Origin of the sequence: Oceanidesulfovibrio marinus (genome assembly GCF_013085545.1) — a bacterium.
GTDB lineage: Bacteria > Desulfobacterota > Desulfovibrionia > Desulfovibrionales > Desulfovibrionaceae > Oceanidesulfovibrio > Oceanidesulfovibrio marinus.
This window is the reverse complement of sequence record NZ_CP039543.1, coordinates 4,616,673-4,641,083: the sequence shown is the minus strand read 5'-3', so window position 1 is coordinate 4,641,083 and position 24,411 is coordinate 4,616,673. Positions and strand designations below refer to the sequence as shown.

19 protein-coding genes are annotated in these 24,411 nt (G+C 61.9%); 5 read left to right on the top strand and 14 right to left on the bottom strand.

The annotated features are described in order from the left end of the window. Position 1: 1 nt before the first annotated feature. From E8L03_RS20285 to E8L03_RS20250, 8 genes are all read right to left on the bottom strand, one after another. Positions 2–2,311: an O-antigen ligase family protein gene (locus E8L03_RS20285; protein WP_171268346.1), complete on the bottom strand. Its 2,310-nt coding sequence runs from the start codon at positions 2,309–2,311 to the stop codon at positions 2–4. Next, positions 2,311–3,096, bottom strand: a complete 786-nt coding sequence (locus E8L03_RS20280; RefSeq protein ID WP_244963598.1) for a tyrosine-protein phosphatase — start codon at positions 3,094–3,096, stop codon at positions 2,311–2,313. Before E8L03_RS20280 ends, E8L03_RS20285 begins: the two co-directional genes overlap by 1 nt. Beyond that, positions 3,093–5,345 (bottom strand): GumC family protein, encoded by a 2,253-nt coding sequence (locus E8L03_RS20275; RefSeq protein ID WP_171268344.1) that lies wholly within the window; start codon positions 5,343–5,345, stop codon positions 3,093–3,095. Before E8L03_RS20275 ends, E8L03_RS20280 begins: the two co-directional genes overlap by 4 nt. After that, positions 5,345–6,427 carry a polysaccharide biosynthesis/export family protein gene (locus E8L03_RS20270; RefSeq protein ID WP_171268343.1) on the bottom strand — a complete coding sequence of 361 codons (1,083 nt, stop codon included), beginning with the start codon at positions 6,425–6,427 and terminating at the stop codon, positions 5,345–5,347. The genes E8L03_RS20275 and E8L03_RS20270 overlap by 1 nt, the downstream gene beginning before the upstream one ends. A 20-nt stretch (positions 6,428–6,447) precedes the next feature. Then, the gene (locus tag E8L03_RS20265) at positions 6,448–7,731 is read right to left on the bottom strand and encodes an outer membrane beta-barrel protein (RefSeq protein WP_171268342.1); all 1,284 of its coding nucleotides are present in this window, start codon (positions 7,729–7,731) and stop codon (positions 6,448–6,450) included. A gap of 118 nt (positions 7,732–7,849) precedes the next feature. Continuing rightward, positions 7,850–8,653, bottom strand: a complete 804-nt coding sequence (locus E8L03_RS20260) for a hypothetical protein (protein ID WP_171268341.1) — start codon at positions 8,651–8,653, stop codon at positions 7,850–7,852. Positions 8,654–8,680: 27 nt separating this feature from the next. Next, positions 8,681–9,310: a cysteine peptidase family C39 domain-containing protein gene (locus tag E8L03_RS20255; protein ID WP_171268340.1), complete on the bottom strand. Its 630-nt coding sequence runs from the start codon at positions 9,308–9,310 to the stop codon at positions 8,681–8,683. A gap of 2 nt (positions 9,311–9,312) precedes the next feature. Continuing rightward, positions 9,313–9,951, bottom strand: coding sequence for a PilZ domain-containing protein (locus tag E8L03_RS20250; RefSeq protein ID WP_171268339.1), 639 nt, complete (start codon positions 9,949–9,951; stop codon positions 9,313–9,315). Between the two features lie 516 nt (positions 9,952–10,467). On the opposite strand from E8L03_RS20250, the gene E8L03_RS20245 reads away from it, so the two are divergent. Together E8L03_RS20245 and E8L03_RS20240 are read left to right on the top strand one after the other, a co-directional pair. Then, positions 10,468–11,934 carry a sigma-54-dependent transcriptional regulator gene (locus E8L03_RS20245; RefSeq protein WP_171268338.1) on the top strand — a complete coding sequence of 489 codons (1,467 nt, stop codon included), beginning with the start codon at positions 10,468–10,470 and terminating at the stop codon, positions 11,932–11,934. 66 nt (positions 11,935–12,000) lie between these two features. Continuing rightward, a complete protein-coding gene (locus tag E8L03_RS20240) occupies positions 12,001–14,502 on the top strand; it encodes an ATP-binding protein (RefSeq protein ID WP_171268337.1) in 2,502 nt (833 codons plus the stop codon). A gap of 9 nt (positions 14,503–14,511) precedes the next feature. Here E8L03_RS20240 and E8L03_RS20235 read toward each other — a convergent pair whose 3' ends face one another. Continuing rightward, entirely contained in the window at positions 14,512–15,030 is a 519-nt protein-coding gene (locus E8L03_RS20235; protein WP_167512601.1) for a PilZ domain-containing protein, read from the bottom strand. 202 nt (positions 15,031–15,232) lie between these two features. Beyond that, positions 15,233–15,661 carry a hypothetical protein gene (locus E8L03_RS20230; protein WP_144306697.1) on the bottom strand — a complete coding sequence of 143 codons (429 nt, stop codon included), beginning with the start codon at positions 15,659–15,661 and terminating at the stop codon, positions 15,233–15,235. Between the two features lie 288 nt (positions 15,662–15,949). Between E8L03_RS20230 and E8L03_RS20225 the strand changes: the two genes are divergently transcribed. Next, a complete protein-coding gene (locus E8L03_RS20225; RefSeq protein ID WP_144306698.1) occupies positions 15,950–16,804 on the top strand; it encodes a lytic transglycosylase domain-containing protein in 855 nt (284 codons plus the stop codon). A gap of 248 nt (positions 16,805–17,052) precedes the next feature. Here E8L03_RS20225 and E8L03_RS20220 read toward each other — a convergent pair whose 3' ends face one another. Continuing rightward, complete coding sequence (locus E8L03_RS20220; RefSeq protein ID WP_144306699.1) at positions 17,053–18,474, bottom strand: tetratricopeptide repeat protein; 1,422 nt, start codon at positions 18,472–18,474, stop codon at positions 17,053–17,055. Positions 18,475–18,822: 348 nt separating this feature from the next. On the opposite strand from E8L03_RS20220, the gene E8L03_RS20215 reads away from it, so the two are divergent. Continuing rightward, the gene (locus E8L03_RS20215) at positions 18,823–20,604 is read left to right on the top strand and encodes an asparagine synthase-related protein (protein WP_144306700.1); all 1,782 of its coding nucleotides are present in this window, start codon (positions 18,823–18,825) and stop codon (positions 20,602–20,604) included. Positions 20,605–20,793: 189 nt separating this feature from the next. Continuing rightward, positions 20,794–21,717 (top strand): aspartoacylase, encoded by a 924-nt coding sequence (locus E8L03_RS20210; protein ID WP_171268336.1) that lies wholly within the window; start codon positions 20,794–20,796, stop codon positions 21,715–21,717. Positions 21,718–21,788: 71 nt separating this feature from the next. Here the strand turns inward: E8L03_RS20210 and E8L03_RS20205 are convergent, their stop codons facing one another. The 3 genes from E8L03_RS20205 to E8L03_RS20195 all read right to left on the bottom strand — a co-directional run bounded on the left by E8L03_RS20205 (position 21,789) and on the right by E8L03_RS20195 (position 24,395). After that, positions 21,789–22,667, bottom strand: a complete 879-nt coding sequence (locus E8L03_RS20205; RefSeq protein ID WP_244963597.1) for an amino acid ABC transporter permease — start codon at positions 22,665–22,667, stop codon at positions 21,789–21,791. 96 nt (positions 22,668–22,763) lie between these two features. Continuing rightward, positions 22,764–23,597: a transporter substrate-binding domain-containing protein gene (locus E8L03_RS20200; protein ID WP_144306702.1), complete on the bottom strand. Its 834-nt coding sequence runs from the start codon at positions 23,595–23,597 to the stop codon at positions 22,764–22,766. A gap of 72 nt (positions 23,598–23,669) precedes the next feature. Beyond that, positions 23,670–24,395, bottom strand: a complete 726-nt coding sequence (locus E8L03_RS20195) for an amino acid ABC transporter ATP-binding protein (protein ID WP_167512607.1) — start codon at positions 24,393–24,395, stop codon at positions 23,670–23,672. Positions 24,396–24,411 lie beyond the last annotated feature (16 nt).

Sequence of the window (24,411 nt, the reverse complement as noted above, 5' to 3'; positions counted from 1 at the left end):
ATTACGCACCTGATTCCTCTTTTTCCCAAGCAAAAGTGTCGGGGGGAAAGTGGATATCCTGTTTTTCAAGATAGCGCACGATCTTCCTGCCCGGGTCCTCATGGTCGGGTACAATCTGCTTCAGATCTTCGGGGTCCTGGGTATAGAGCAGGACCATGGGCACCACCTGGCGCCAGTCCCACCGCCAGCACTGCAACGAGCGTTTGGCGAAGAAGATGCCGTCGTTCTTGAGATTACGGCTGAGCGGCCCCGGCGGCATAAGCCTGGCCAGCCACAGCCGGTGCTCGGCCAGACGGCTCAGAAGCTGCGCATCGTTGGGTCGCTGCTGCAAGGCCACGGCAAAGGCCTCTTCGGCCAGCTCCAGGTCTGTAAAGTCTCCTGTAACCACGAACAACTTGAGCCTGCTCTCCCCGAGGTAAAGCCAGCTGCGGCCATTGACCGGTTGGCGCACCAGGGATTCGGTGTAGGCCTTGACGGCCTTTTTCGCGTGCAGAGCGCGCAGCGCCCTGCTCTGCCCCTGCTGCTCCTGGTAAATGGCGCCGAGCCTGGCCCAGAGCGAGGGGTCGGCGGGGTCCACGTCCAATGCCTTGAAAACCTCGTCGAAACCGCACGGATGCGTCACCCGCTTCATGGGGTTGCGCTCCGTGGCGCAGATGTTTTCGGCGATGGCGTGGCTCATGCTCTTGTCCAGAAGCACGCCGGCCACCACAATGCCTATGAGCAGCAGCACCATGGCGTTGAAACGGCTCTGCACGATGATCCCCTGCTCCCAGAAGCCGGGGGCGAGGCCGTTCTTTGTATGGCGCATGGTCAGCACGGCCGCCAGCAGGCCGATGGCCATGGCGAATGTCATCGCGTTGGCCGGTATCTGCATGTTGAAGTCGGTGAGCGAGTGCAGCCCCAGGCTGATGATGCCCGCGAGCAGACCGAGACCGACTCCGAGGATGAAGATGTCGTGTCTGCGCCGCCAGCGCCGGAATCCCCAGAACAGCAGCGCAAAGAACCCGGCCGCCGAAAGGATCATGCCGGGGATGCCAGCCTCCACGGCGATCTGCAGCCAGTCGTTGTGGGCATAGATCAGCTCTATGCGGCCGCCGTATCGCGGCAGGCTGTGCGCCAGGTACGGCTGCCGAAAGTTGCCAAGGCCGGCACCGGCCACGGCGTAATCGCCTACCGTGGGCAGTACGGAGCGGCTGATGGCGATGCGGTGATACAGGCCTTCCTCCTGCTCGAACCGCTCCATGGTCTGCTCCATGCCGATGAACAGTCCGAGCACCAGGCTGAAGCCCACGAGGACGGCCAGCGCCTTCACCCTGACGTTGAACTTTTTGAAGAACAGCATCAGCACGCCCATGACGATAAGGCTGGCGATGAACGCGAGGATGCCGCCGCGCGACCCGGTGAGCAGCAGGCCGACGAAGAGCACGGCGCCTACTGTGTAGCAGGCGGCCGGTCTGGCCTGGCGCTCCAGGCGCGAAGCAAGGCTCACCAGCTTCTGGCGCAGGCCTATCTTGCGCCAGGAGTAGTAGCGCGGGGAATCCGCCTTCACGCGCCTTCTGCGGTGGCGGCTTTTTTCCGCCGCCTCCACCACCTCTTTGGGCAGCTTGCGCATGGCGTGCAGGTGGACCATCCAGAAAGTGAAGCCCAGCCACAGCGGCAGGACTATCTCCAGGAATCCCGCCAAGTGGTTTCGGTTGAAGTACGTGCCGCTGACGAAAGATTCATGCAGGTCCTTGACCCACCACCAGATTCGCGGCGTGTGGGAGTACGCCTGCACCGACCCGTAGAAAATCTGAAACAGGGCGAAGCCCGCCAGGACAAGGATAATTGCGATGGCGCGCTTCCGGCTGCGCACGCTGTACACCACAAGCACAAACGCCGTGATGTACGAGGCGAGCCTGGCCATCCAGAGCCACGTGGTGTGCGGCGCAATGGACAGGGTGATCCAGCTGTGCGGGTCCACGGCGCCGATCCCGGCGAGCTGATCCACCTGGCGCAGGCGCTCCGGCGAGAGGATCCCCACCAGCCCCGGAGGCAGGGGAATGACTTGAGTGAATCCGAGAAAGAGAAAGACAAACGGCAGCAGAAAAACCGGCCCGGGCAGGGCCATGGGCTTCGCATCGATGAACAGGCGGATGAAACGCACCAGCATCGTGATGATGGCCAGCCCGAGCAACGCCGCCGTCATGCGCGAGTAGCTCCAGACAAAGACACCGCCAAAGGCGAGCTGGACCAGCCCCAGCGTGAGCAGGACCAAAACGATCAGAGTATCTGTGAGCTTAAACTCGTCGCCATGCGAATTCTCTTTCATCATCTCCCCCACAGGAATGAGAAGAAGGACCGCTTTTGCGGCGGTGCTTCCACTGGCGGCGGGGGGTCGTACGGCTCGCCCCGGAGCACCATAGACGGGACATCATCGACCATGCGTCGCGCCTCGTCCTCGTCTTCGAGGAGTATGGCGGCTGCCTCCATGGCCATGCTCATTTTCGGCGTCCTGTGCCGGAACGAGTGGGCATCGCTGGCAATGATGTGCGCCATGCGCCGGGTCACGAGTGTTTCGGCGCACTCCTGGGCTTCGTGACCGAAACCGCCGGTGAGGCTCAGGGCGGTGAGCTGCATGAGCACGCCTGCATGCACCAGCGGCAAGATGCTGTCCGGATCGCGCTGCACGCTGCCGATGCGCTCCGGATGGGCCAATATGGGATAGATGCCGCGCATCTGCAGATCAAAGACGAGCTGCTCCACGCCCAGGGGCATCTCCTGCGGCGGCAGCTCCAGCAGCAGGTAGCAGCCGTCGTTGAGGGTCAGGGTTTCGCCGGCTTCGACGGATTCAGCCAGATGCGGCGAGATATGCGCCTCGCAGCCCGGGTAGATGGTCAGGTCCAGACCGATCTTCCCGATGGACTTGTTGAGCTTGGCGACCTTCTCTCGCACGACCTCCGGCTTGGAGTTGTACAACCCGTTGCGGTGATGGGGGGTGGCGATGATCCCGCGCACCCCATCCTCCACCGCGATGCGGCACATTTTCAGAGTAACGCTCGGGTCTCTTGCTCCATCATCAAACGAGGGGATGATATGATGGTGGCAATCGATCATGCAGAGGCGGCCCCCTCTTGGGTCTTCCGCCGTCTTCTCTTGCGGCCGCCTTCGCCGTCCGAGGCGTAGTAGTAATAGTAGTACTGGTAGTAGTAGTACCCTTCTTTTTCGAGCTTCACGCCGTTGAGCACCACGCCGAGGATCTTGGCGTTGAGCTTGCGCAGGATGTCCAGTCCGGTGCGCACGACCTCGCGGCTTGTGGCGAAGGCGCGCACAACCATGACCACGCCCTCGACCTTGCCGGCGATAAGGCTGGCGTCCGTCACCGCCGTGACAGGCGGCGTATCCACGATGATCTTGTCGAACATGGGATTCAGATGGTCCAGCAGCTCCTGCATGCGTTTGCCGCCCAGGAGCTCCGAGGGGTTGGGCGGAATGGGTCCGGCCGGCACCACATAGAGGTTGGGCACGTCCGTCTCCAGGATCATCGACTCGATGTCCTCCTTGGGATTGGCCAGGATGTTGGAGACGCCCCGCTGCCGATGCACGCCCAGCGTTTTGTGGACCATGGGCCGGCGCAGGTCGCAGTCGACGATGACCGTCTTGGAGCCGTTCTGGGCCATGGTCACGGCCAGGTTGATGGCGGTCAGGGTCTTGCCCTCGCCCGGCCCGGCGCTGGTAACCTGGAAGACCCTGGGCTCCTGGTCGGCCAGGGAAAAGAGTACGTTGGTGCGCAAGCTCCTGTACGCCTCGCTGGCAAGCGATTTTGGATCGATGACCGAAGCGAGCATGCCGGGGCTGTTGCTGGTCACGCCCCTCTGGAATGGGATGACCCCGAGGAACGGCGCCGCAAGCCAGCGCTTGACGTCACTCGGCGTCTTCAGGGTGTTGTCCAGGTACTCCAGGAGGAAGGCCACGCCCAGACCAAGGCCCAGGCCGAAGATGGCGGCCACGGCCATGTAGATGAAGGTCTTGGGTCGGACCGGGTCCGTCGGCACCTGCGCGGCGTCCACCACGTGGATGTTGACGGTGGGCATGTCCTCGCTGACCGATGCCTCCTTGAAGCGCTGCACGAGCATGTTGAAGATTTCGCGGGCGCCCTCGGCGTCGCTCTTGAGCGTATTGTACTCGGCGGCGAGCTTGTTGAGCCCGAGAGCCTGCTTTTCCTGCTCCTGGAGCGAGGCCACCAGCGAATCATAGCGCGACTTGACGAGCTGGTACCGGTTCTGCAGCGATTCCATGATCTTGGTCGCCTCGGTGCGCATCCTCGATTCGAGGGTCGCCAGCTCGGCGTTCACGGAACGGATCTGCGGGTGGTTGGGGCCGTAGGTTCTGGAGAGCTCGCTCAGACGGTTGCGCAACTCCACTTCTTTCTGCTTGATGGTGAGGATGAGCTGGTTTTCCAGGACCGCGGGAATGGAGTCCAGCGGCTGCCCCTGGTCCATCAGGCTCTTGGTCTGCTGGTAGCGGGTTCTGGCCTCGATCATCTCCGTCTCGGCATCCACGATCTTGGCGCGCAGATCGGCAAGCTGGTTGGCCTTGACCTGCTCGATGTTCGCGGAAAAGTCGGAGATGATGCTGTGCTGGTCCTTGAACGCCTGGAACCTGCTCTCGGCGTTCTCAACCTTCACCCGTTCCTTGGCGATGCGTTTGTTCAGCCAGGCGATAGCATCCTGGATGGTGGAGAGACGCATCTCCATGCTGTGGTTGATGTACTCCTGGGCGATGGTGTCGGTAATCTGCTTGGCCAGAGCGGGATCGTGCGCCTCGAAGGTTATCTGCACCAGCCGGGAGTTCCGCACGGGTTCCACAGAGAGCCGTGTCGCAAAGATGGCCACGGCCTGTTGCATGCGGGCTTCTTCCGGAGAGAGCCCTTCTCCACCGGAGCTCGGCGGCTTGAACATGGCCATGATGGCCCCTTTCAGCTCGCCGATGGTTTCCTTCAACCAGCGCGCCGTCTGGGCCACCAGGGAGCTGCCCGGCTTGGGAAAGAACTCCTCGCTCTCGTCGAGGTTCAGCTCCTTGATCACCCGCCGCGCAATGGAACGGCTGGAGATGATGTTGTACTGCGTCTGATAGTATTCCGTATTGGAGGCGTCCACGGTGAACACCTCTTCAATTGATACGACATTCGCTTCGTCAGGCTCGATGCTCAGGATGGTCTCGCCCTCGTACACGGGCTGCATGGTCACGGTGAAGAGACCGGCAAGCAAGACTACAACGATGAAAATGCTCGCGATGAGCCAACGCCTTTTCCGAAGCACCAGCAGGTAGTCCCGCAGGTGCATGATTTCCCTATCGTGTTCCATCAGAAGAAGCTCTCCGGGACGATAACGATATCGTTGGGTTTGACGATGAATCCCTGGCCGTCGCCTTCGGTGATATCATCAACGTCGACGATGAATATGCGGTCCACCCCGCCGTCCTTGCGCACGATCTTTGTGCGGTTCGGCGCAGCAAGCCGCGTGAAGCCTCCGGCCAGTCCGATAGCTTCGACGATGTTGAGCTGGTTGTCGCCCATGACGAAGGCGCCTGGGTTCTGCACCTCGCCCATGACATAGACCTTGTCGGCCATGGGCACGTAGATGACGTCGCCGTCCCTGAGCGCCAGGTTCGCCAGATGGTCCTGCCCGCTCAGCAACCGGCGGAGGTCGAACTCGATGGAGACCTTGGTCTGCCTGCCGGATGCATCTTCCACGATGCGAACGAGGCTGGCCCTGTTGAGGTTGCCGCCCTCACGCAGGCTCACGCCTTCCGCGCGGGAAAGGATGTCGAGCAGCGTCTCGTTGGATTCCAGCTGGTAGCGTCCGGGAGTCTCCACCGCGCCCAGGATGAGCACGGTCTTACTTTTGTACTCCTTAACGACCACGGAGACCTGGGGGTCGATGAGGTAGCCGCCTTCCATGAGCTTGGCCCGGATGGCCGAGCCGATCTGCTCCGTGGTCATGCCCGCCACCTGGAGCGCGCCGACGAACGGGAAGGAGATGAAGCCGTCGCCCGAGACCGGCACGAGCTCCCGCGTCAGCTCCGGTTGCTCGTAGACATAAATGGAGAGGATGTCCTCGCCGCCCACCTGGTAGTCGCTGTCTACGGAGCCGGAGCCGTACTTGGCCAGGTACTCGGACGGACTCATGGTCGTGGAGGCCCTGACGAGCCCGGCTTCCTGCGAGCTGAGCTCACCAGGTTGCGTGGACTGCTGCAGGGTCTGCAACAATTCCACCTCTTCCTGATCCAGCCCGGACAGTGCGGCGTCATCCGAAGCGCCAGCCTGGGCCGGCGCTTCGGAACGGATAACGGTTTGAGAGGAACCACCGCAGCCCACAAGCGCCAGCAGAACAGTAAGGGCTGCAATCAAGGTGAGCGTATTGGCGCTTCCGAATCGTTGAATCATGCGTATAAGCCTCGCAAATGCTAGTATTCCGCGGCGATCGACAAGCCGACACGGTGGCTGAGGTAATCCTCGGAACCCAGGTTGGAGTCGCGATTGCGGATCTGATAGAAAACACCGAGGCTCAGCCAGTCGCGGAACGCATAGTCGAGGTTGGCCTCGCCGCTCCAGATATTGTCGAGCCTGTCGCTATAGATGCCGGCGCCGTTGTACTCCACGTACTCGTAACGGCCGCCCAGACTGGCCAGCCACTTTTCGTAGAACGAGTAGTCAACATCAAGGCCGACGCTGTTGTAGAAGAAGTAGTTGTAGCGGGTATCGCTGGTGTCGCGCAGGGAACGCTCGCCTTCCAGGGCGAAGGTCAGGTTCTCGGAGTAGAGATATTCCAGGTCGCCCTGAACAACCCAGGTCACGATGTCATTGTACTTGGCGCCGTCCCAGTTGCGCTTGTGCTTGTAGTCCTTCCAGCCGACACCGCCGCGCAGATAGCCGCGCAGCTTGGCCGTGGGGTCGAAAAGGACGCCGAGGAACACCTGGTTCAGGGTGTTGTCCTCTGAGGTGCTGCTGGTGGCGCCGATGTTGTTGTCGCCATTGTTCTGTTTGGGATAGTCAATGAAGCTGAGCTCATATCGGGCAGTCAACGAAGTTTTGGGGAAAACGCGGTAACGCAATTCCACATGCGCGGTATGCGCATTCTCGTTTTGCCAGTAGTCAATGGACTCGTCGTAGCGGTGCAGGTAGTTCTCATACCCTACCTCCGCACCGAACTTGTAGGTCTCATATCCGAGTGCAATATTTGCGATATTGTACCAACGCTCGACGTTGTACTCATCCTGGCGGAACAGGTTGTCATCGCCCGTGGGGTCTGCAGTGTGCACGAACAGATCTTCAACCCGGACGTAAAAGTTGGACGGAAACATGTACTGGCCTTCAAGGCGGCCGGTGTGGCGTACAAAGTTGATGTCCGGGTTGGAGGAGTACAGATAGATATCAGCGTCATAGGAAAGCATCAAAAAGGTGTTCTGATCACGCTCGTGAAGGAGCATCAAGCCAGGTGAAATGATGTTCACCCAGTCGCCTGTCACATCGTCCGGCTCGCGATAGATATTGGAATCATACAGGCCCGTGTACGCCAACCGGGGCACTATAGCAGTGCGGCCCCACTTAAAGTGGTAGTCGCCGCCCTGCGCAGGCCGAGGCGCTGTATGGCCGAACTCGTACAAGCTGATTGCCCATGATTTGGCCGGCACAATCCAGGACGATACACTCATAAGCGCGGCCAGAATCAAGACGCTGATCGTTCGCATGATGCCCCCTCTCCTTATTATTCCCTCTTCCAGTTAATAAAAACAATGTTGTACGTACAAAACGGGCCGCCCGATTCTGGGACGGCCCGTTTTACTTACAACATTTCTGAACAAATGTTTAGGGGCCACTAGCGGTTTCCGGCGGAGGAAGTGGACCAAAAGGCCCGCTCGGAGTCGGATTCGGGAAGACCCGCGGCCCGTCGCTGAATGTAGGCGGAGTCATAAGCACGGGACCACCCAGAGTCGCGGGACCGGCAGCCACGATATCCTCGTCCGCAATACCGATAAAGGCCAACTGCTCGTAGTCAACGTCGCCGAGGCACAGGCAGGGCGACAGATCGTCGTCAACATACCCTTCGTCGTTCAGGTTCACCAGCGCGGGTTCCTCCTGATTGCTGAGGTTCTCCGCCGTGCTGGGTTCCTCGGACAGCTTCACCTGCTCGCGGACGCCGTTCTCGTCATAGACCAGGGACGCTGCGCAGTTGAAGGCCGAATCCAGGATGTTCTCGTTCAGCTCCGCCTGCTCCAGCAGGACGTCGGCAGGTTCGCCGGCCGCGATCAGCTCTGCGCCGGCGGCGTACAGCAAGGCCTGCTTGACGTGGTCGCGGGCCAGACGGGAAACGATCTCATCGCATGCTCCGTCAAAGCAATCGTTGTTCAGCTTGCCCAGGTTGTCGGTAAGGGCGCGCGCCCTGTCCAACGCCTTCTGCGCACGAACAGCGAGGTTTTCCTGGCCGGCAGCCCTTGCACGGGCCACAGCCTGTTCAGCCGGTTGCAGCATCTGCTCAATGTCATTGATGCAGATGATTTGTGTGGTTCCGTCCTCTGTCGCGTCCTCGGCCGCAAATGCCGCCGCAGAGACGAGAAGGACAAGGCCCATGGCCAACACGCCTAACGTGATGATCTTGAGGATGGTGTTCATAATTCCCTCCGTGTCATTCCATACGGATCACGAGGCTACTAACAGCATGGACTGTTTCTGCTTTTTCCACATGTCCAGGAACCTCGACTCTTCAATCTCTTGAAGCCCGTACATTGGGTTCATCACCAGTACGCGTCCTTCTGCGATGGCACTTACCACCACGAAGTGCGAGTACGACCCGGTCAGCCTTCGGCTCATGCCGCCGAAGAGGCGGCCTGCGCCAGGGATTCTCCGCACTCTATCGAAATCGAACTCCCCGTAGGGAATGAGCAGCGGTGTAATCTGCGGACGTCCCTTGGAAATCTGCTGCTTGAGAAAGTTGAATCCTCCCTGCAGGCTGAACGCTTTGAGGTTCCGGTCCATGGCGATGCGCTTGAGCTCTCCCAGTGAGTAGCCGCGCGAACCGTGGTCGGGCGGGTACTCGTCGATCAGGACCTGTTGGTCGCTCGGAACACCCCAGTAGTTGAGCACGCTGACCAGACACGCCATGCCGCAGCTGAAATTGGTCAGCTGCTCTTCGAAACGAACCGGAAGAACCGACTCGTTGTCGAAGTGGCGCAGTGCGACTTCATCGACTGCCGGCTGCGCGAACCCAAGTCGCGTTACCGCCAGCGTCATCGCAATTGCGCCGAGGAAATGTCTGCGCGTGACGTTCATTTTCACACCACTACTGGTCGCGTCGTCACCGAAAGCAGCGAATCGATGGTCGACAGGTCCAAAGCCTTGTTGAGCTTAACGCCTACCTTCTTGCCAGCTGCCCAGCAAACCGTGCCTTTCAGGTGGGGCAGTCGCACCTTCTTGGTTCCGCGCAGGATGATGTCCAAATCGATCACTTCACCCTTGTGCAGCGCTCCCTCGCTCACCACCTCCAGACCCACGCCGTGCTTGGAGATGTCTACGGCCCTGCCCACTACCCGCTTGTGGTAGTTGTCTTTGGGCTGGACAATGGTGGAGTTGCCGTCCACCCGCAAAGCAAACCTCTTCCAACGGCGCTGTTCATCACCCACGACCGAGCGATAGATTTTCAGCTTCCGGACGCCCCGCACTGTGAAGAAGAGCACTCCTGTTGCCAAAAGCGCCATGCCCACCGTAATGCCGTACTGAATGTAGGTGGCGCGTTGACTTGCAGCGTCCGAAAAATCCCCACCCGTCATTCCGCTCATGTCGTTCTGCTGCTCCATCTGGTGCAGCCTCTCCGTCTCGGGCGGAGTAAGCGGTTCGGGAGTCACGGCTGCTGCGGCAACCACGGGAAGGCCCAGGATCGCGAGCAGGATGAGTGTGGTGATGAGCTTGTTCATAAGTCCCTCCGATTTGCTGACCTGATTGCTACAATATGTATGCCACCATTCGGCCAGCCCTGCGGCTCCAGCTCATCCGCCCCACTCCAGGCGCTCTTTTACCCACACTATCCATTAAAAATATCAATGTATTACGGACTGACTACCGTCTTTTTTTCCTTCCAAATACGGATGAATTCACGGCGCATTGCCAAAGAGATCCCTACCGTATCCGCCCCCGAATTCCGGGATTTTCGGACTCTCCGCGGTGCCTGGGCCGCAGCCGGCAGTTCCGGAGATTCCAGCCTTCTATAGCACGCTTCGCATGAAGAGACATCCATGTTTCCCGAAAAACCCCTCCCAAAGGCACCGTGTTCTTCGGAAATTACTTGACGCAATCGCAGTGTCAACATAACATAACCATTGAAATATGCTGTATACTTGTCATTTCATGTTCGATATCGCACAACAAAAGGCCGTACCCATGCTTCACTCCGCCGATATTTCTGGAGCCAGCTGCAACCTTGAGAGCCAGTCGTGACGGCTCGCTCAGGCACCACTGCCGTTGCGGAGATGACCGCTGTCCGCGTCCTCGTCATCGACGACGATCCTTTTATCTGTGACATGCTGGAAGGGTTGCTGGCCCGCGAGAACCTCGAAGTCGAGGCCGCCCAGACCCTCCGCGACGGGCTCCGCCTCTCGCAGCAGAAACCTTTCGATCTTATTTTTCTGGATGTGCTGCTCCCGGACGGCGACGGTCTTGAAAAGCTGGACACCTTTCTCACCCTGCCCAACTCCCCGGCCGTCATAGTCATTACCGGAGCCGGAGACGCGGAGAGCGCGGAGCGCGCCCTCTACCGCGGGGCCTGGGATTATATCCCAAAACCGATCAATGCCCGCGACGTCTCCAAGGCCGCCGACCAGGCCCTGCGCCAGCGCGAGAAGCAGCGCGTCATGGCCGAGGAGAAGCCGCGCTCCGTCTCGGCCATCTCCGGCGACAGCCCCAAGATACGCAACTGCATCACCACCGTGCTCCGCGCCGCGGCCACCAACGCCAACTGCCTCATCGTGGGCGAGACCGGCACCGGCAAGGAGCTCTTTGCCCGCGCCATCCACGAGTCCAGCGACCGCGCGCCCTGGAACTTCGTGGTGGTGGACTGCACCAACATCCCGGAAAATCTGGCGGAAAGCGTACTCTTCGGCCACCACAAGGGCTCCTTTACCGACGCCCGAGAGACCCGCGAGGGCCTGTTCAAGCAGGCCGACAAGGGCACCCTCTTCCTCGACGAGATCGGCGACCTGCCCCTGAACACCCAGAAGTCCCTGCTCCGCGTCCTGCAGGAGAAGCGCTTCCGGCCCATCGGTGCAAAGCACGAGACCCAGAGCGACTTCCGGCTCATCGCGGCCACCAACAGGGACCTCTCTGCCATGGTGGAGGCCGGCGCATTCCGCAAGGACCTCTACTACCGGCTCAACACCATCGCCCTCATCCTGCCGCCCCTGCGCGAACGCGAGAACGACGCCGAGATCCTGGCCAAGACTTTTATCGAGAAGGTCTGTGCCGAGCAGAACGTCCCGCTCAAGGAGCCCTCGGCCCAGTTCCTCCAGGCATTGAGCGCCTACGACTGGCCCGGCAACGTGCGCGAGCTGCTCAACGCCGTGAGCACGGCCGTGACCCTGGCCGACGACGAGCCTGTTCTGGAAACGTACCACCTGCCCATGGAGATACGTGTCCACCTCAAGAAGACCATGCTGGAAAAGCATGAAAACGCGCCGCTGATCACGCCGGACTTCGCAGCCCTGAAGCAGGAGCTTGACCGGGACGAGGAGCTGCCCACCTTCAAGGAGGTGCGCACGCGCGTCGTGGACGAGGTGGAGCGCCTCTATTTCACCCGGTTGCTGGACTCGGCTCAGGGTGACCAACACGAGGCCTGCCGGGTCTCCGGTCTTTCCCGCGCGCGGCTCTACGAGCTGCTCAAGAAGCACCACCTCTCCCTGCGTTGACGAGGCAAACGACAAGAAGCGCGCATCCTCCAGTTCTCCAGCTACAGTGAAAGCCGCGTGGATCATATGACCGAGCAGAGACAGTCCAGCGCCCCGGCTCCCGGCCGGAATGAGCTGGAAGAGCGCATAGCCGAGCTCGAACGCGAGAACGCGGCGCTACGGCAGGCTCTCCCGGCGGCCAGCCCTGTCGACGCATTACCGCCGGATCAGTGCGACGACGACAGCCGCAACCAGTTCGAGCAGGAGATCATCGAGAGCCGCAACGTTGTCCGCGCCCTGATCGACGCCAGCGACGACTACTTCGCCCTGGTGGACGAGCACTCCATTATCCATGCCTGCAATCTGGCTTGGTCGCGGGCCGTCGACGCCCATCCCCGCCAACTTGTGGGCCGCAATCTCTTCGATTTCATTCCCGAGCAAGTGCGCGACGCGGTCCACACCGAGCTGGAAGAGTCCATCCGGGAGAACAAGCCCAAGGCGTTCACCATTACACGCGACAATCTCACCTTCGACTGCCGGATCAATCCGCTGGGGGCCAGCGACAACAGCTCGCGGATGTTCACCTTTTCAGCGCACGACATCTCCCCCCTCCTGCAGGCAGAAAAGCTCCAGCAGGAGATGGAGCTGCGCTACAAGACCGTGTTCGACTCTGCAGGCGACGCCATCTTCATCCACGATCTGCAGGGGTTCTTCCTGGACGCCAACCTGGTGTTCCGCGAGCTGCTCGGCTACTCCCTGGACCAGATCCGCCAGTTCACCCTTCAGGATCTCGTGGCCCGCACGGACAACCCGCCGGACATGCTGGGCGACGCAACGGACATGCTCACCTTCCAGGTGGAGCTCATGCGCGAGGACGGCCATGTCCTGCCACTGGACGTCAGCGCCCGGCGCATCACCTTCGACAACAAGCCGGCGCTCCTGTGCATCGGCCGGGACATAACCCAGCGCCGGCGCGTGGAGTCCATCCTGCTGAAGGCAAAGGACGCGGCCGAGTCCAACGTGCGCATGCAGAACGAGTTCGTGGCCAACATCAGCCACGAGCTGCGCACGCCGCTCTCCTCCATCATCGGCATCACCGAGCTTCTGTCCCTGAGCGAGCTCGACGACGCCCAGCGTCGGAACCTCGACCGCATCGCCTACTCGGCCGACATGCTCCGGGGGCTCATCAACGACCTGCTCGATCTCTCCCGACTGGAGAGCAGCACCTTCTCCATGGCCTCGCAGCCCTTCAGCCTGCTGGAGCTGATGCGCGAAACCAGCAACATCTTTCTGGAAAAGGTCGCCTCCAAAAACCTGAACTTCTCCTACACCGTGAGCGAGGACGTGCCGGAGTTCCTGCGCGGCGACCCCATGCGGCTCAAGCAGGTGCTGTTCAACATCGTGGGAAACGCCATCAAGTTCACGGCCGACGGCTCGGTGCGCATGACCGTCACCCTGGCACGCGATGTCCGGCAGCTCTCCCCCGACCAGGCGGATGCGGCTCCGAAGGATGCGGAGCCTGCAGCCCCAGGCGACGATGGCGTGACCATCGCCTTCGAGATCGCCGACACCGGCATCGGCATGGCGCCCGTGGATCTCCAGCGCATCTTCAACCGCTTCACCCAGGGCGACAACACCGCCGGCAGGGCCTACGGCGGCGCCGGGCTCGGACTTTCCATCAGCCGCCAGCTCATCCGGCTCATGAACGGCGATATCTCAGCCTCCAGCGAGCCCGGCCATGGCAGCACCTTCCGCTTTTACATCCGGCTGCCGCGGGCCACTGCACTGGCCGTGGCCGAGCAGTTGGCGGCCGGAGAAGCCGTCGACGTGTCTCCTGCGCGGGTGCTGCTGGTGGAGGACAACAGGATCAACCGCGAGATGATCACGGCCATGATCGAGCTGGACGGCCACGAGGTGCGCACGGCCGCGGACGGCTTGGAGGCACTGAAGGCACTCGAAAATTTCACGCCGGACGTCATCTTCATGGACCTGCAGATGCCCCGTTGCGACGGCTATGAGGCCACGCGGCGCATCCGCGCGCTGAAAAATCCCCGGCTGGCAGCCACGCCCATCGTCGCGCTCTCCGCCCATGCGCAGAAGCCGCCGGAGGAGGAGTGGCGCAAGACCGGCATGGACGCCCATCTCTCCAAGCCGATCCAGCTGGCCACCATCCGCGAGGCCATTGCCGCAATCACAAGCGACAGGGAGACTCCGCGGCAAAAGGAGCAAGACGAAAGCGCCACGTCCGACGGGGCAGTGCTCGACCTCGAAATTTTGCGGGACAACATGGGCCACAACGAGGACCTCGTGCGCCTGGCGTGCGAGAAGTTCCTCTCCCACGCCGCCGGCTACATGGACGACCTGCAGATGGCCGTGAAGAACAACGACCGCAACGAGGTGAAGCGGATTGCCCACTCCTTCAAGTCCGTGGCCGGGACCATCGGCGCCGAGCAGGCGCGCCAGGAAGCGTTGACCATAGAAAAAGAAGCCCCCACTGCGGCGTGGGGACTTCTGTCGCAACACGTGTCGAGTCTGAGAGAGATGGTGGACGAGCTGCGCGTGCTGGTGGCCGAGGCCGTGCGGCGATAGCCGTGGCCGCTACTGCAGTACGTACCGCGCCAGCTCCTGGTAGTCCGTGAAGTCGCAGTCCACGAACTCCATGCCGATAAAGACCGATTCCTGCTCCTGCTCCAGCCGCCGCGCCCGCCCCTGCAGAATGAGCGGCTCCTCCTGTTTGTTCAGATAGAAGATTATTTCCACGGGCGTCTCGTTATCCAGGACGACCACTTCCGATGATTTTGGTATAGTAAACAGCGCGCCCCCCATGGACAGGTTGCGTATGGTCGCGGAGCGCGCATTGAAATTTCGTTTAGAGTCGCTGGTTTGCAGGATGGCGGGGATATCGCCGCTCTTTCTGCAGAACGAGCGCTTCTCGAAAACAGGGCCGCTCTTCAGGACACGCTGATTGTCGCGACCATAGTCCAGATATCGTTGTACCAGCTCATCGATGATTTCGCGCACCGACGCCTCCTTGGTGTCCGCTATCTCGCTCAACGTCTCGAACGTGTCGCGACTCAGACTATATGGGACAGTGCTTTCAGCAGCTTTCTTGGTCATGGGGCCTCCCTGGCTACGCCTCGTATGACCTCTCCCGGCGAAGGACACAGGGTTGATCTGTGTATGCATGGAAACGTCTACCAACCGGTCCTCCTGAGGCTTCTTTTGGCGTCATGCATTCTTCCTGACAATCGAACCAGTTCCGGCGAAAATTTGTTATGAAAGAAGCATGCCATGACCACCTGCTGCGATGACATCCAACTTATCTGGCCGCGATCATAAAATTTTTCCCCGAAGGTCCGTTTCGGCTCGTAAATATGCAGTCACGTCGTATGGAAAACCAAGACTCAAGCATCAATATGGCATGAGCATGTCTGATAATTCCCCGATTATTCGAGCATGTGGACATTGATTCGCCAAAAGAGGTCTGCCGGATTACGTAGCCTGCCAGCGTCTCCTCGCCTGTCCACGCTCTCCGTGAAATATCGAATTGTTGCAGTGGACTGCATAAATCATCTGGGATGCCGTCGCGATTTTTCCGCGCCAACAGCCCTTTCTTCATTTCCTGCTCGTCCTCCAACCACATATTCCAGAAAATCCAGCCCCGATACGCGCAATCCGGAGTGTTTTCAGGCCGCTTCCGGATAAAACGCCTCAACCCATTGAAATTGTTCATGCGGATGGTTGCCATGCATCTCCGGTAAAAGCGGACGGCTGGAGTGGGAATCCCCAATCACCTCCCCGCTTCGTGACGAATACGTCAACCCGCTGGTTTTACATTCCTTTTACAGAAGACCTTCCGCCCACACCGGACAAGGACGATTCCGCAGGAACCGGACTTCGCGCCGCCGCACACCCCATATCCAGAGCTAGCTACCGGGAATTCATGGGGATTCGCCATTGGCACAATTCTTTCTAGGAGGAACTTCGGAGTCTGTGCGCCCCTACGGCGCCTGACCGAAAACGCAAGGAAAACACTATGTGGAACAAGATACTCCTCCTCATACTCATCGCCGTCTCCTTGCTCGGCTGCTCAACCGCCAAGCGGCCCGAGATTACGTTTGCGGGCCTGGAGCGCGGCGAATCGATGAAGGCCCTGCCACCGACGATCAATGTGGACATGGACTCGGAGTTCTTCGCCCCGTGGATCGGTTTTTCCGAAGCGTTGGTGTTCTTCCCTGAAGAGCGTGCGGCCCTGGCGTTTCTCGGCAACTCACTGTACGTGCCGGAGCCCGCGGGCCGGGAGCAGATCGAATCGCAGTTCCTGTTCCTGACGCGCACCATCCGGCCGCGGCTGGCCAAGTGGCTGGCCAGGTCGGACCAGTACGCGCCCATGGTGCAGAAGGTGCTCGCCAAGGCCGGACTGCCCCGCGAGCTCGTCTACCTGCCGTTCATAGAGAGCGGCTACAGTCCGCAGGCGTTGTCGCACGCAGGCGCCATGGGGATCTGGCAGTTCATGCCCGCCACGGCCAGGCGTTTTGGCCTGCAGGTGGGCAACGGCCAGGACGAGCGGCGGGACCCGATCAAATCCACCATGGCCGCAGCCGCCTACCTGCGCACGCTGTACGAGCAGTTCGGGGATTGGTCCCTGGCCATCGCCGCCTACAACTGCGGCGAGAACAAGATCCAGCGACTTGTGGATATGACCGACGCGAAGAACTTCTTCGAGCTGGCCGCGGTGAACCACACCCTGCCCAGCCGGTACCGCCTGGCGCGGGAGACCATGCTCTACGTCCCCCGGTTCACGGCCATGGTCCGCGTGGGAGAGAACCTCTCCCGCCTGGGCTTCACCCCGCCGGAATGGAAGAAGAGCGTGGACATGGCGCGGCTGTAGAGGACATCTGCACAGCGCCAGAACCGCGGATCGTCATAACACGCAACAACTTGGCCCCGACCCCGGAAGAGTTCCAGGGCGCGGGGCCTTTCTCATTGTCGAGTGCGTTGGATTGATGGGGTGCGCCGACCGGCGCGTCGCCTGCGGGATGGTCAGCCCGTAGGCCGTGCTCCTGGCGGCGACCCAGGCGGCACCTCGGAACAACACCCCAGACGCATCCGCCGCGTCATGCCATGCCGTGCGCCGTGTTACCGCAGGATGGGCAGCATCGCCTTCACATCCTCGGCCTGCGAGGCGTCCAGGGCCTTGTCAAAGGCCATGGCGGCCTGCTCCTCGTTGCCCATGGCGCGAAGCACGGCGCCTTGCGCCAGATAGAGCTGCATGCTGTCGTCTCCAAGCTGCTCCGCCTTGTTCAGCGAGGCCAGGGCCTGCTCGTACTGCTCGTGTTGCATGTAAATGAGCCCGACCAGACGATTGGCCGTCGCAGAGTCCGGCGCCAGGGTCAGGAGCTTTTGCAGCACGGCCATGGCCTGGTCGTACTGCTCCAGATTGAACAGGCTGTACGCCTCGCCCTGCAGCGCGGTCACATCCTCGGGCCGCGCTTCCAGCACGGTCCTGAAGTCCTCCAGCGCCGCCGCGTGCTTGTCGTCCTGGGAAAGGACCATGCCCCGGTACAGCGTCGCCTCGGTCCAGTCCGGCCGCTGGGAGAGCACGTGGTTGATGTCCCGCAGCGCCGTCTTGTACTCGCGCTGCTCCATGCGCACGTAGGCGCGGTAGAGCCACCCTTCCAGATACTCGGTGTCCAGGGCTATGGCCTTGCCGAAGTCCTTTTCCGCGGCCTCCAGCTTGTGCTGCTGCAGCCGGGCCAGCCCCCGCCGGCGGTAGGCTGCGGCGTACTGCGGGTTATCCGCGATGGCCTCGCTCGCCAAGCGCACCGAGTCTCCATAGTCCCCGGAGTCGTACAGCCGGATGGACTCCTTGAGCTTGAGGGGCGCGAGCCTGGACTCCGGCGCGTCCGTGGCGTTGTCCGACAGCCTTTCGAACATAGCCAGGTCCTTTTCGGCAAAGTCCTCCTGCTCCATCAGCCGCAGGGCCCCGCCGCGAATGAGGTAGAGCTCCGGGTCGAACGGCACCAGCCGCACGGCCGTGTCGAAGTTGTGCATCGCCTCGGGGTAGCGCTCCTTGTACAGATCTATCTCCCCAAGATGCATGTAGCTTTGCGCGGCCATCTGCACGGTCTCATCCTGCACCGTCTCCCGGCCGGTCATAAAGTCGGTCCGCGAGCGTTTCTGGTAGGACTGGATGACCGCGGTGAAATCCTCTGCCGCGCTGTCCAGATTTCCCAGCTTCAGAAGAGCCACGCCGCGATAAAACCGCGCCTGCGTCTTGGACGGGTCCAGCTCCAGGGAGGCCTTGAGGTCGTCCAGCGCCTTCCGGTACTCCTCCTGCTCAAGGTACGCCTGCCCCCGGAGCATAAGCGCATCGCTGCGGTCGGAATCCCGCATCTTCTCGTGCCCCAGAGCCTTGGTAAGCGTTTCCACCGCCGCATCATACTCGCCCCGTTGCAGTTGGGCCGTGCCATTGCCAAGGTCGCGCGTGCCGGCGCAGCCAACCGCCAACGCCAGAACAATGCCGGCCGCTGCAAGGAGAAAGGGAGAATGATTTCGCATCGAAACAGCATACACGAGCCGCGTTCCCGAGGGAAGCGGAAGACGAAAGCAATCGCTTTATGAAAGCGGCTTGAACGCAGACGCTGCCTTGCGATGGTCGTGGGTGGCTGGCGATATAATCCGTAGATTTTTCCGATCGTTTCGGTATATGTAGGGTATTGGGAAGAGAACTACCCGGCGGCGTCTCCCGACCCAGTCGCAACTTGCTTTTCGCACACTGTGCCCGAGCCGGAACGCGCCACCGGATGCTCTGCCCCAGCCATGCGCACGGCGCTGTTTTGAACTGGTCGACCCACTGCACGACACGATCAACGCGACTTCTCGCTGCGGACCAGGTGCTCAGATACGATGAACGACTTCTTCTTCTCGACGAACCCCGACGACGCCGACCTGCTCGAATCACTCATCAAGCGTCGATGCGACGATACCTGCGCCATCGTCACACGCACCGGCGCATGGGGCGTTTTCGGCTCCATCCATCGCATTTCCACAGCGCATACCTTCATCGAGGGCCCGGACCTGCTGCTGATACTGCTGGGCAGCCCGTCATTTCTGGGCCGCCACTGCGCCACACCCGGTGCGGCAGAAAACGAGCCGGCCCTCGCCGCTCTGGTTGCGCAGGCCTTCGAAAGCCAGCAGACGATCTGCTGGAAGGACCATTTCAACGGTCCCTTCGCGCTTCTGGCCGTGCAGAAATCCACCGGGAACGTGCTCCTCGCCACGGACATGCTGGAGTTCACGCCTATCTACCACACCGAGTACACGCGGCGCGGCGAGCCGGCCTTCTGTTGCGGCACGCAGATCAACATCGTGGCGGACCTTTCGGGCCAGGATGCACTCGACCCCGTGTCCATCGCCGAGTGCATCCTGTTCAAGACGCCGACCTCGCCGTACACCCTGCTTGAAAACATCAGGACAATGCCGCCCGCCTCGGAACTACGCCGCGGCCAGGACGCCCGGCTCACAATTGCCAGCTACTGGTTGCCTGTGGAGCCGGAGCGCATCGATTTTACCCTGGAGGAGTGCGCCGCCGAGCTGCGCCGCATTACCGAAAGCAACGTAAGGCAGGTGGACCAGGACTACGACGCCATCGGCATCCTGCTCAGCGGAGGAAGCGACTCCCGCGTGGTGGCCAGCCTGCTGCACGGCAACCCCAAGGTGGAGGCCCTCACCTTTTCCGAGTCCGCAAACCGCGAAAGCGCCCTGGCGGAACGCATCGCCGAGGTGGCCGAGCTGAAGTTCCGGCTGTACACCCAGAACTCCGACTACTACCTGGACCACATCGACGCCTGCTCCGAGCTGGCCGGCTTCGACAACTTCTTCATCCACTCCCACGTGCTCAGCGCCTGGCGGCGCATGGGCCTGCATGAGAAGGACGTGATCCTCGGCGGCTTCTTTTCCGACGTGCTGCTCAAGGGCAACCAACTGCCGCAGAAACCGCTCATCCACGGAACGTGTGTCAAGGTTATCGACAGGAAGGCGCTGGCCATGCCCACCAACCCGGCGCTCAGTCCGGAGCTGCAGGATGCGGCGCACAACCGCCGGCAGGTCTATCTGGACATGCTCAAGGCGTTCCGGCCCAGAACCTACAAGGAGTTCGAGGTCGTCTACTCCGTGGGCATGGACGACGCCCTCAGCTACTACGCCATCAACAGACGGTTCTTCAATCCGCACGAGGTGTTCTCGGACAACCGCGTGGTGGAGCTCTCCTGCCGCACGCCCTACCGCTGGAAGATCAACGGCACCCTGTTCCGCACGGCGTTTCAGGACATCTTCCGCCTGTATCGCTCCGTGCCCCACACCAGCGGCATGTACTGCCATCTCGATTCGTACCGGAACATGCCCTACTGCATTGCGGCCACGGCCAGCAGGAAGATCAAGATCCTGCTGAACAAGCTCGTCCGGCCCGGCGCCAACGTGGACCCGTGGCGGCAATCGCCCAACATCGTGGAGGAGGCGGCACGGCGCTCGTACTTCGAGGCCGACCTCAACACGGAGGCGTTCCGCGACGGCGTGGGAGGCGCTATCGACGTGCCCACCCTGATCCGCTCCACCCCGCCCAAACCGCTGCTCATCGTTATGCAGATCGCACGCTACCTCCAGACCCACACGCCGCCTCCCCGGAGCTGAGGCGACGGAAAATCGAAGCGGAAAGGCCGGGCCGTAATAGCCCGCCTACGCCGCCGCCCACGCGCGGGGCGTTGTCCTGTCAGCGTTATTGCCTCGCGGCGGCTGTTTCCTGTACGCTGGGCGCTGCGGTCCGGGCTGTCGCCCGGTCCCTATCGAATCCATCCTCCAACGCACAGAACACGCCCGATCATGTCCCCGCACGTTCCTTCCTCCGATTCCATCCGCACCGTAGCCCTTGTGGGCGGCACCCACGGCGACGAGCTCACCGGCGTGGCCCTTGTCCGCGCTTTCCAGCAACATCCCGAGCGTATGCAGCGGCCCGGCCTGGACGTCACCGCCCTCATCGCCAACGAGGCGGCCATAGCCGCCTGCCGCCGCGGCGTGGACGGCGACCTGAACCGCTCATTCGCTGCGGCCGAGCTTGCCGACGCCTCCCTGCACTCGGTCGAGCAGCGCCGGGCCAAGGCGATCAACGCCCAGCTCGGTCCCAAAGGGCCAGACACCGCCACCGACCTGATCCTCGACTTTCACTCGGCCGCGTCCGACATGGGCCTCAACTGCAACATCACCGGCGAGGACCCGTTCCTCTTCCGCCTCGCCGCCCTGGCCATCCACCGCCTGGCCGCAGAGCCCGACCCCCTGGCAGTCCGCTGCTACCAGTTCCCGGCACCCACGGGCGACGCCCCCTACCTGCCCACCATCGCCCGCCACGGCATGGGCGTCGAGGTGGGCCCGGTCATGCCCGGCAGCCTGAACGCCGCCATCTACTTCCCCACCCTGTGCCTCGCCCATACCCTGCTCGACCTCGTCGCCGAGTACGCCGCCGGCCGCTGGCCCGACGCCCCCCTGCCCCTGGACGTGTACACCGAAATCGATACGATCCCGTTCCCGCGCGACGCAGATGGCCGCCTCACCGCCATGGTCCACCCGGAACGCACCCGCCGCGTGTACCAGCCCCTCCAGCCGGGCGACCCGCTCTTCCTCGACTTCCACGGCCGCACCATCCCCTACACCGGCGCCCCCGGCCTCTACCCCACATTCGTCAACGAACCCTCGTACCTGGCCAAGGATATCGCCCTGTGCCTGGCCCGGCACAGCCAGCGCATGGTGTGATGCGGCATACGGGGGACGCTGTCCCCCACGCCCCCTGGCGGGTGCTCGAGGGCGGAGCCCTCGAACAGCACTTACCCCAGCCGGCGGGCCAGGGAGGTTTCGAGGCGGCGGGCGAGCATGGACAGGGTGAAGGTCATGGAGAAGTAGAGCAGAGCCACGGTGATCCAGATTTCGAAGGTGAGGTAGGTGGAGGCCATGAGCTCCATGCCCTGGAAGGTGAGCTCGCTGACGGAGATGACGCTGACGATGGAGGAGTCTTTGATGGTGGAGATGAACTGGCCGGCCAGGGGCGGGACGATGCGGGTGAAGGCCTGGGGCAGGACCACGTGGCGCAGCCGTTGCCAGCGCGAGAGACCCAGGGCGTAGGCCGCTTCCCACTGGCCGTACTCCACAGACTGGATGCCGGCGCGGACGATCTCGGTGATGAAGGCGCCTTCGTAGAGGGCGATGGTGATGGCGGCCGAGAGGAAGGCGGTGAAGCGCGAGGGTTCGGCCAACACGACGCGCATGACGTTCTGGAGCCAGTCCGGGGCGTGGCGCACGGCGTCGTCCAGGCCCAGCACCTGGGCAATGTAGTCGGAGAAGAAGAAGTAGAAGATGAAGACGAGCACCAGAGGTGGCAGGTTGCGCACGAGCTCCACATAGCCGGTGCCCAGCAGCCGGAGCAGGCCGGAGCGGCTGGTGCGGGCCAGGCCCATGAGCAGGCCGAGGACGCTGCCCAGGATGGTGGCGAGGATGCTGATGCGGATGGTGGCGAAGAGCCCCTGGAGCAGGAAATTGGCGACCCAGCGGCCCTTTTCCTCATCATAGTAGGCCAGGTACTTGGGCATGGCGTCCCAACGCCACGTATAGTTCATTCTGGCTTCGACCACGTAGGCGAGATAGCCCACGCCGGCCGCGAGCAGCACGAGAAGGATGACGTCGAGAGGTCCGATCTTGAAATGGCGCACGTTCGCTCTATTCGGATGCAGAAATACGGGGAAACGCCGCCCCGGGACATCGCGCCGGGGCGGCTGTTCACGCTTGGAAATGGCGGGTAGCCGCGGCTACTCGACCTGATCCGCCCAGTCGCGGGTATTGAACCAGTAGAGGGCGCGTTCCTGCAGCCAGCCCTCCAGCTCCTTGCGGCGAATCCAGTTGTTGAAGATGTTGAGCGTGTCCACGTCGCCCTTGCGCACCGCGAAGCTCGTTGGCTCCTTGGTGATGGTGTCTTTGAAGGGCAGATAGAGCGTGTCCGGATGCTCGATGGCCTGGAAGGCAGGCAGCGGCGCCGAGCTGACAAAGACGTGCGCCTTGTCGTTGAGTATTTCCTGGAGTGCGGCGGGCTCGGTGTCGAAGAGCACGAGCTTCGCCTTGGGAAGGAACTTGCGGGCGGCCTCGGCGGCGGTGGAGCCGGTGCGGGCGGCCACGGTGAAGTCATCGCGGTTGAAGTCCTCGAGCGTGGAGAGCCCGGGGGCCAGGTTCTTGTTGGCCACGATGGCCTGGCCTGTGTAGTTGTACGGGACGGTGAAGTTCACCTTGAGGTTGCGCTCGGTGGTGGTGGACATGCCGCCGATAATGACGTCGAACTTGCCGGTGAGCAGCGCCGGGATGATGCCGGACCACTTGGTGGGGACGAACTCGACCTCCACGCCCAGGTCCTGGGCCAGCTGCTTGGCCACGTCGATCTCGAACCCGATGAGCTGCCCCTTCGTGTTCTTCATGGCCCACGGCACAAAGGTGTCCATGCCGACCTTGAGCACGCCGCGTTGCAGCACCTGCTCGATGGTGCTTTCCTGGGCGAGCTGGTTTCGGACGGATTCGGCCTGGGCGCTGTTGACCACAAAAATCATGATCGCCCCGATGAGGGCGGTTACCTGGATGAATCTCCACGCTTTCATTGTCCTGCACTCCTTGAAGTAACGGTTGATATTGGGGCCAGGCCGCACGGTGCGGCGTCCGGCTCCGCCATATTACAAAATCTGACTGAGAAACTCGCGCGTCCGGGGATGGCTGGGCGACTCGAAGAAGGTCTCGGTGCGACACTCCTCCACCACCTTGCCCTGCTCCATGAACACCACGGCGTCGCCCACCTCGCGGGCAAACCCCATCTCGTGGGTCACCACCACCATGGTCATGCCCTCGGCCGCGAGATCGCTCATGACCTGCAGCACCTCGCCGATCATCTCCGGGTCCAGGGCGCTGGTGGCCTCGTCAAAAAGCATGACCTTGGGCTTGAGGGCCAGGGCGCGGGCTATGGCCACGCGCTGCTGCTGCCCGCCGGAGAGCTGGGCCGGGTAGCTTGCGGCCTTGTCGCCGATGCCCACCTTGTCCAGCAGCTGCATGGCCGTCTCGGTGGCCTCGTCCTTGCTCTTCTTGCGCACCAGCCGCTGTGCGAGGTTGACATTCTCCAGCACGGTCATGTGCGGAAAAAGATTGAACTGCTGGAAGACCATGCCCACTTCCTGGCGGATCTCGTCGCGGTGCTTCTTGCTGTTGTCCAGGGGGATGGAGTCGATAACCACGCGGCCTTCGTCCATGGCCTCCAGGCCGTTGAGGCAGCGCAGGAAGGTGGACTTGCCCGAGCCGGACGGCCCGATGATGACCTTCACCTCGCCGCGGTGGACGTAGAGATTCACGTCGTCCAGGGCGTGCACCCCGTTCTCGAAGGTCTTGCTCACGTGCTCGGCGATGACGATGGGCTCGTTCCCGGCG

What these genes read in the sequence shown, in the direction of transcription:
- E8L03_RS20225 (WP_144306698.1), top strand. Translation starts at nt 15,950, where the DNA reads ATGTGGAACAAGATACTCCTCCTCATACTCATCGCCGTCTCCTTGCTC.
- E8L03_RS20240 (WP_171268337.1), top strand. Translation starts at nt 12,001, where the DNA reads ATGACCGAGCAGAGACAGTCCAGCGCCCCGGCTCCCGGCCGGAATGAG.
- E8L03_RS20255 (WP_171268340.1), bottom strand. Translation starts at nt 9,310, where the DNA reads ATGAACGTCACGCGCAGACATTTCCTCGGCGCAATTGCGATGACGCTG.
- E8L03_RS20280 (WP_244963598.1), bottom strand. Translation starts at nt 3,096, where the DNA reads ATGATCGATTGCCACCATCATATCATCCCCTCGTTTGATGATGGAGCA.
- E8L03_RS20230 (WP_144306697.1), bottom strand. Translation starts at nt 15,661, where the DNA reads ATGGCAACCATCCGCATGAACAATTTCAATGGGTTGAGGCGTTTTATC.
- E8L03_RS20285 (WP_171268346.1), bottom strand. Translation starts at nt 2,311, where the DNA reads ATGAAAGAGAATTCGCATGGCGACGAGTTTAAGCTCACAGATACTCTG.
- E8L03_RS20220 (WP_144306699.1), bottom strand. Translation starts at nt 18,474, where the DNA reads ATGCGAAATCATTCTCCCTTTCTCCTTGCAGCGGCCGGCATTGTTCTG.
- E8L03_RS20235 (WP_167512601.1), bottom strand. Translation starts at nt 15,030, where the DNA reads ATGACCAAGAAAGCTGCTGAAAGCACTGTCCCATATAGTCTGAGTCGC.
- E8L03_RS20275 (WP_171268344.1), bottom strand. Translation starts at nt 5,345, where the DNA reads ATGGAACACGATAGGGAAATCATGCACCTGCGGGACTACCTGCTGGTG.
- E8L03_RS20210 (WP_171268336.1), top strand. Translation starts at nt 20,794, where the DNA reads ATGTCCCCGCACGTTCCTTCCTCCGATTCCATCCGCACCGTAGCCCTT.
- E8L03_RS20260 (WP_171268341.1), bottom strand. Translation starts at nt 8,653, where the DNA reads ATGAACACCATCCTCAAGATCATCACGTTAGGCGTGTTGGCCATGGGC.
- E8L03_RS20215 (WP_144306700.1), top strand. Translation starts at nt 18,823, where the DNA reads ATGAACGACTTCTTCTTCTCGACGAACCCCGACGACGCCGACCTGCTC.
- E8L03_RS20200 (WP_144306702.1), bottom strand. Translation starts at nt 23,597, where the DNA reads ATGAAAGCGTGGAGATTCATCCAGGTAACCGCCCTCATCGGGGCGATC.
- E8L03_RS20250 (WP_171268339.1), bottom strand. Translation starts at nt 9,951, where the DNA reads ATGAACAAGCTCATCACCACACTCATCCTGCTCGCGATCCTGGGCCTT.
- E8L03_RS20265 (WP_171268342.1), bottom strand. Translation starts at nt 7,731, where the DNA reads ATGCGAACGATCAGCGTCTTGATTCTGGCCGCGCTTATGAGTGTATCG.
- E8L03_RS20270 (WP_171268343.1), bottom strand. Translation starts at nt 6,427, where the DNA reads ATGATTCAACGATTCGGAAGCGCCAATACGCTCACCTTGATTGCAGCC.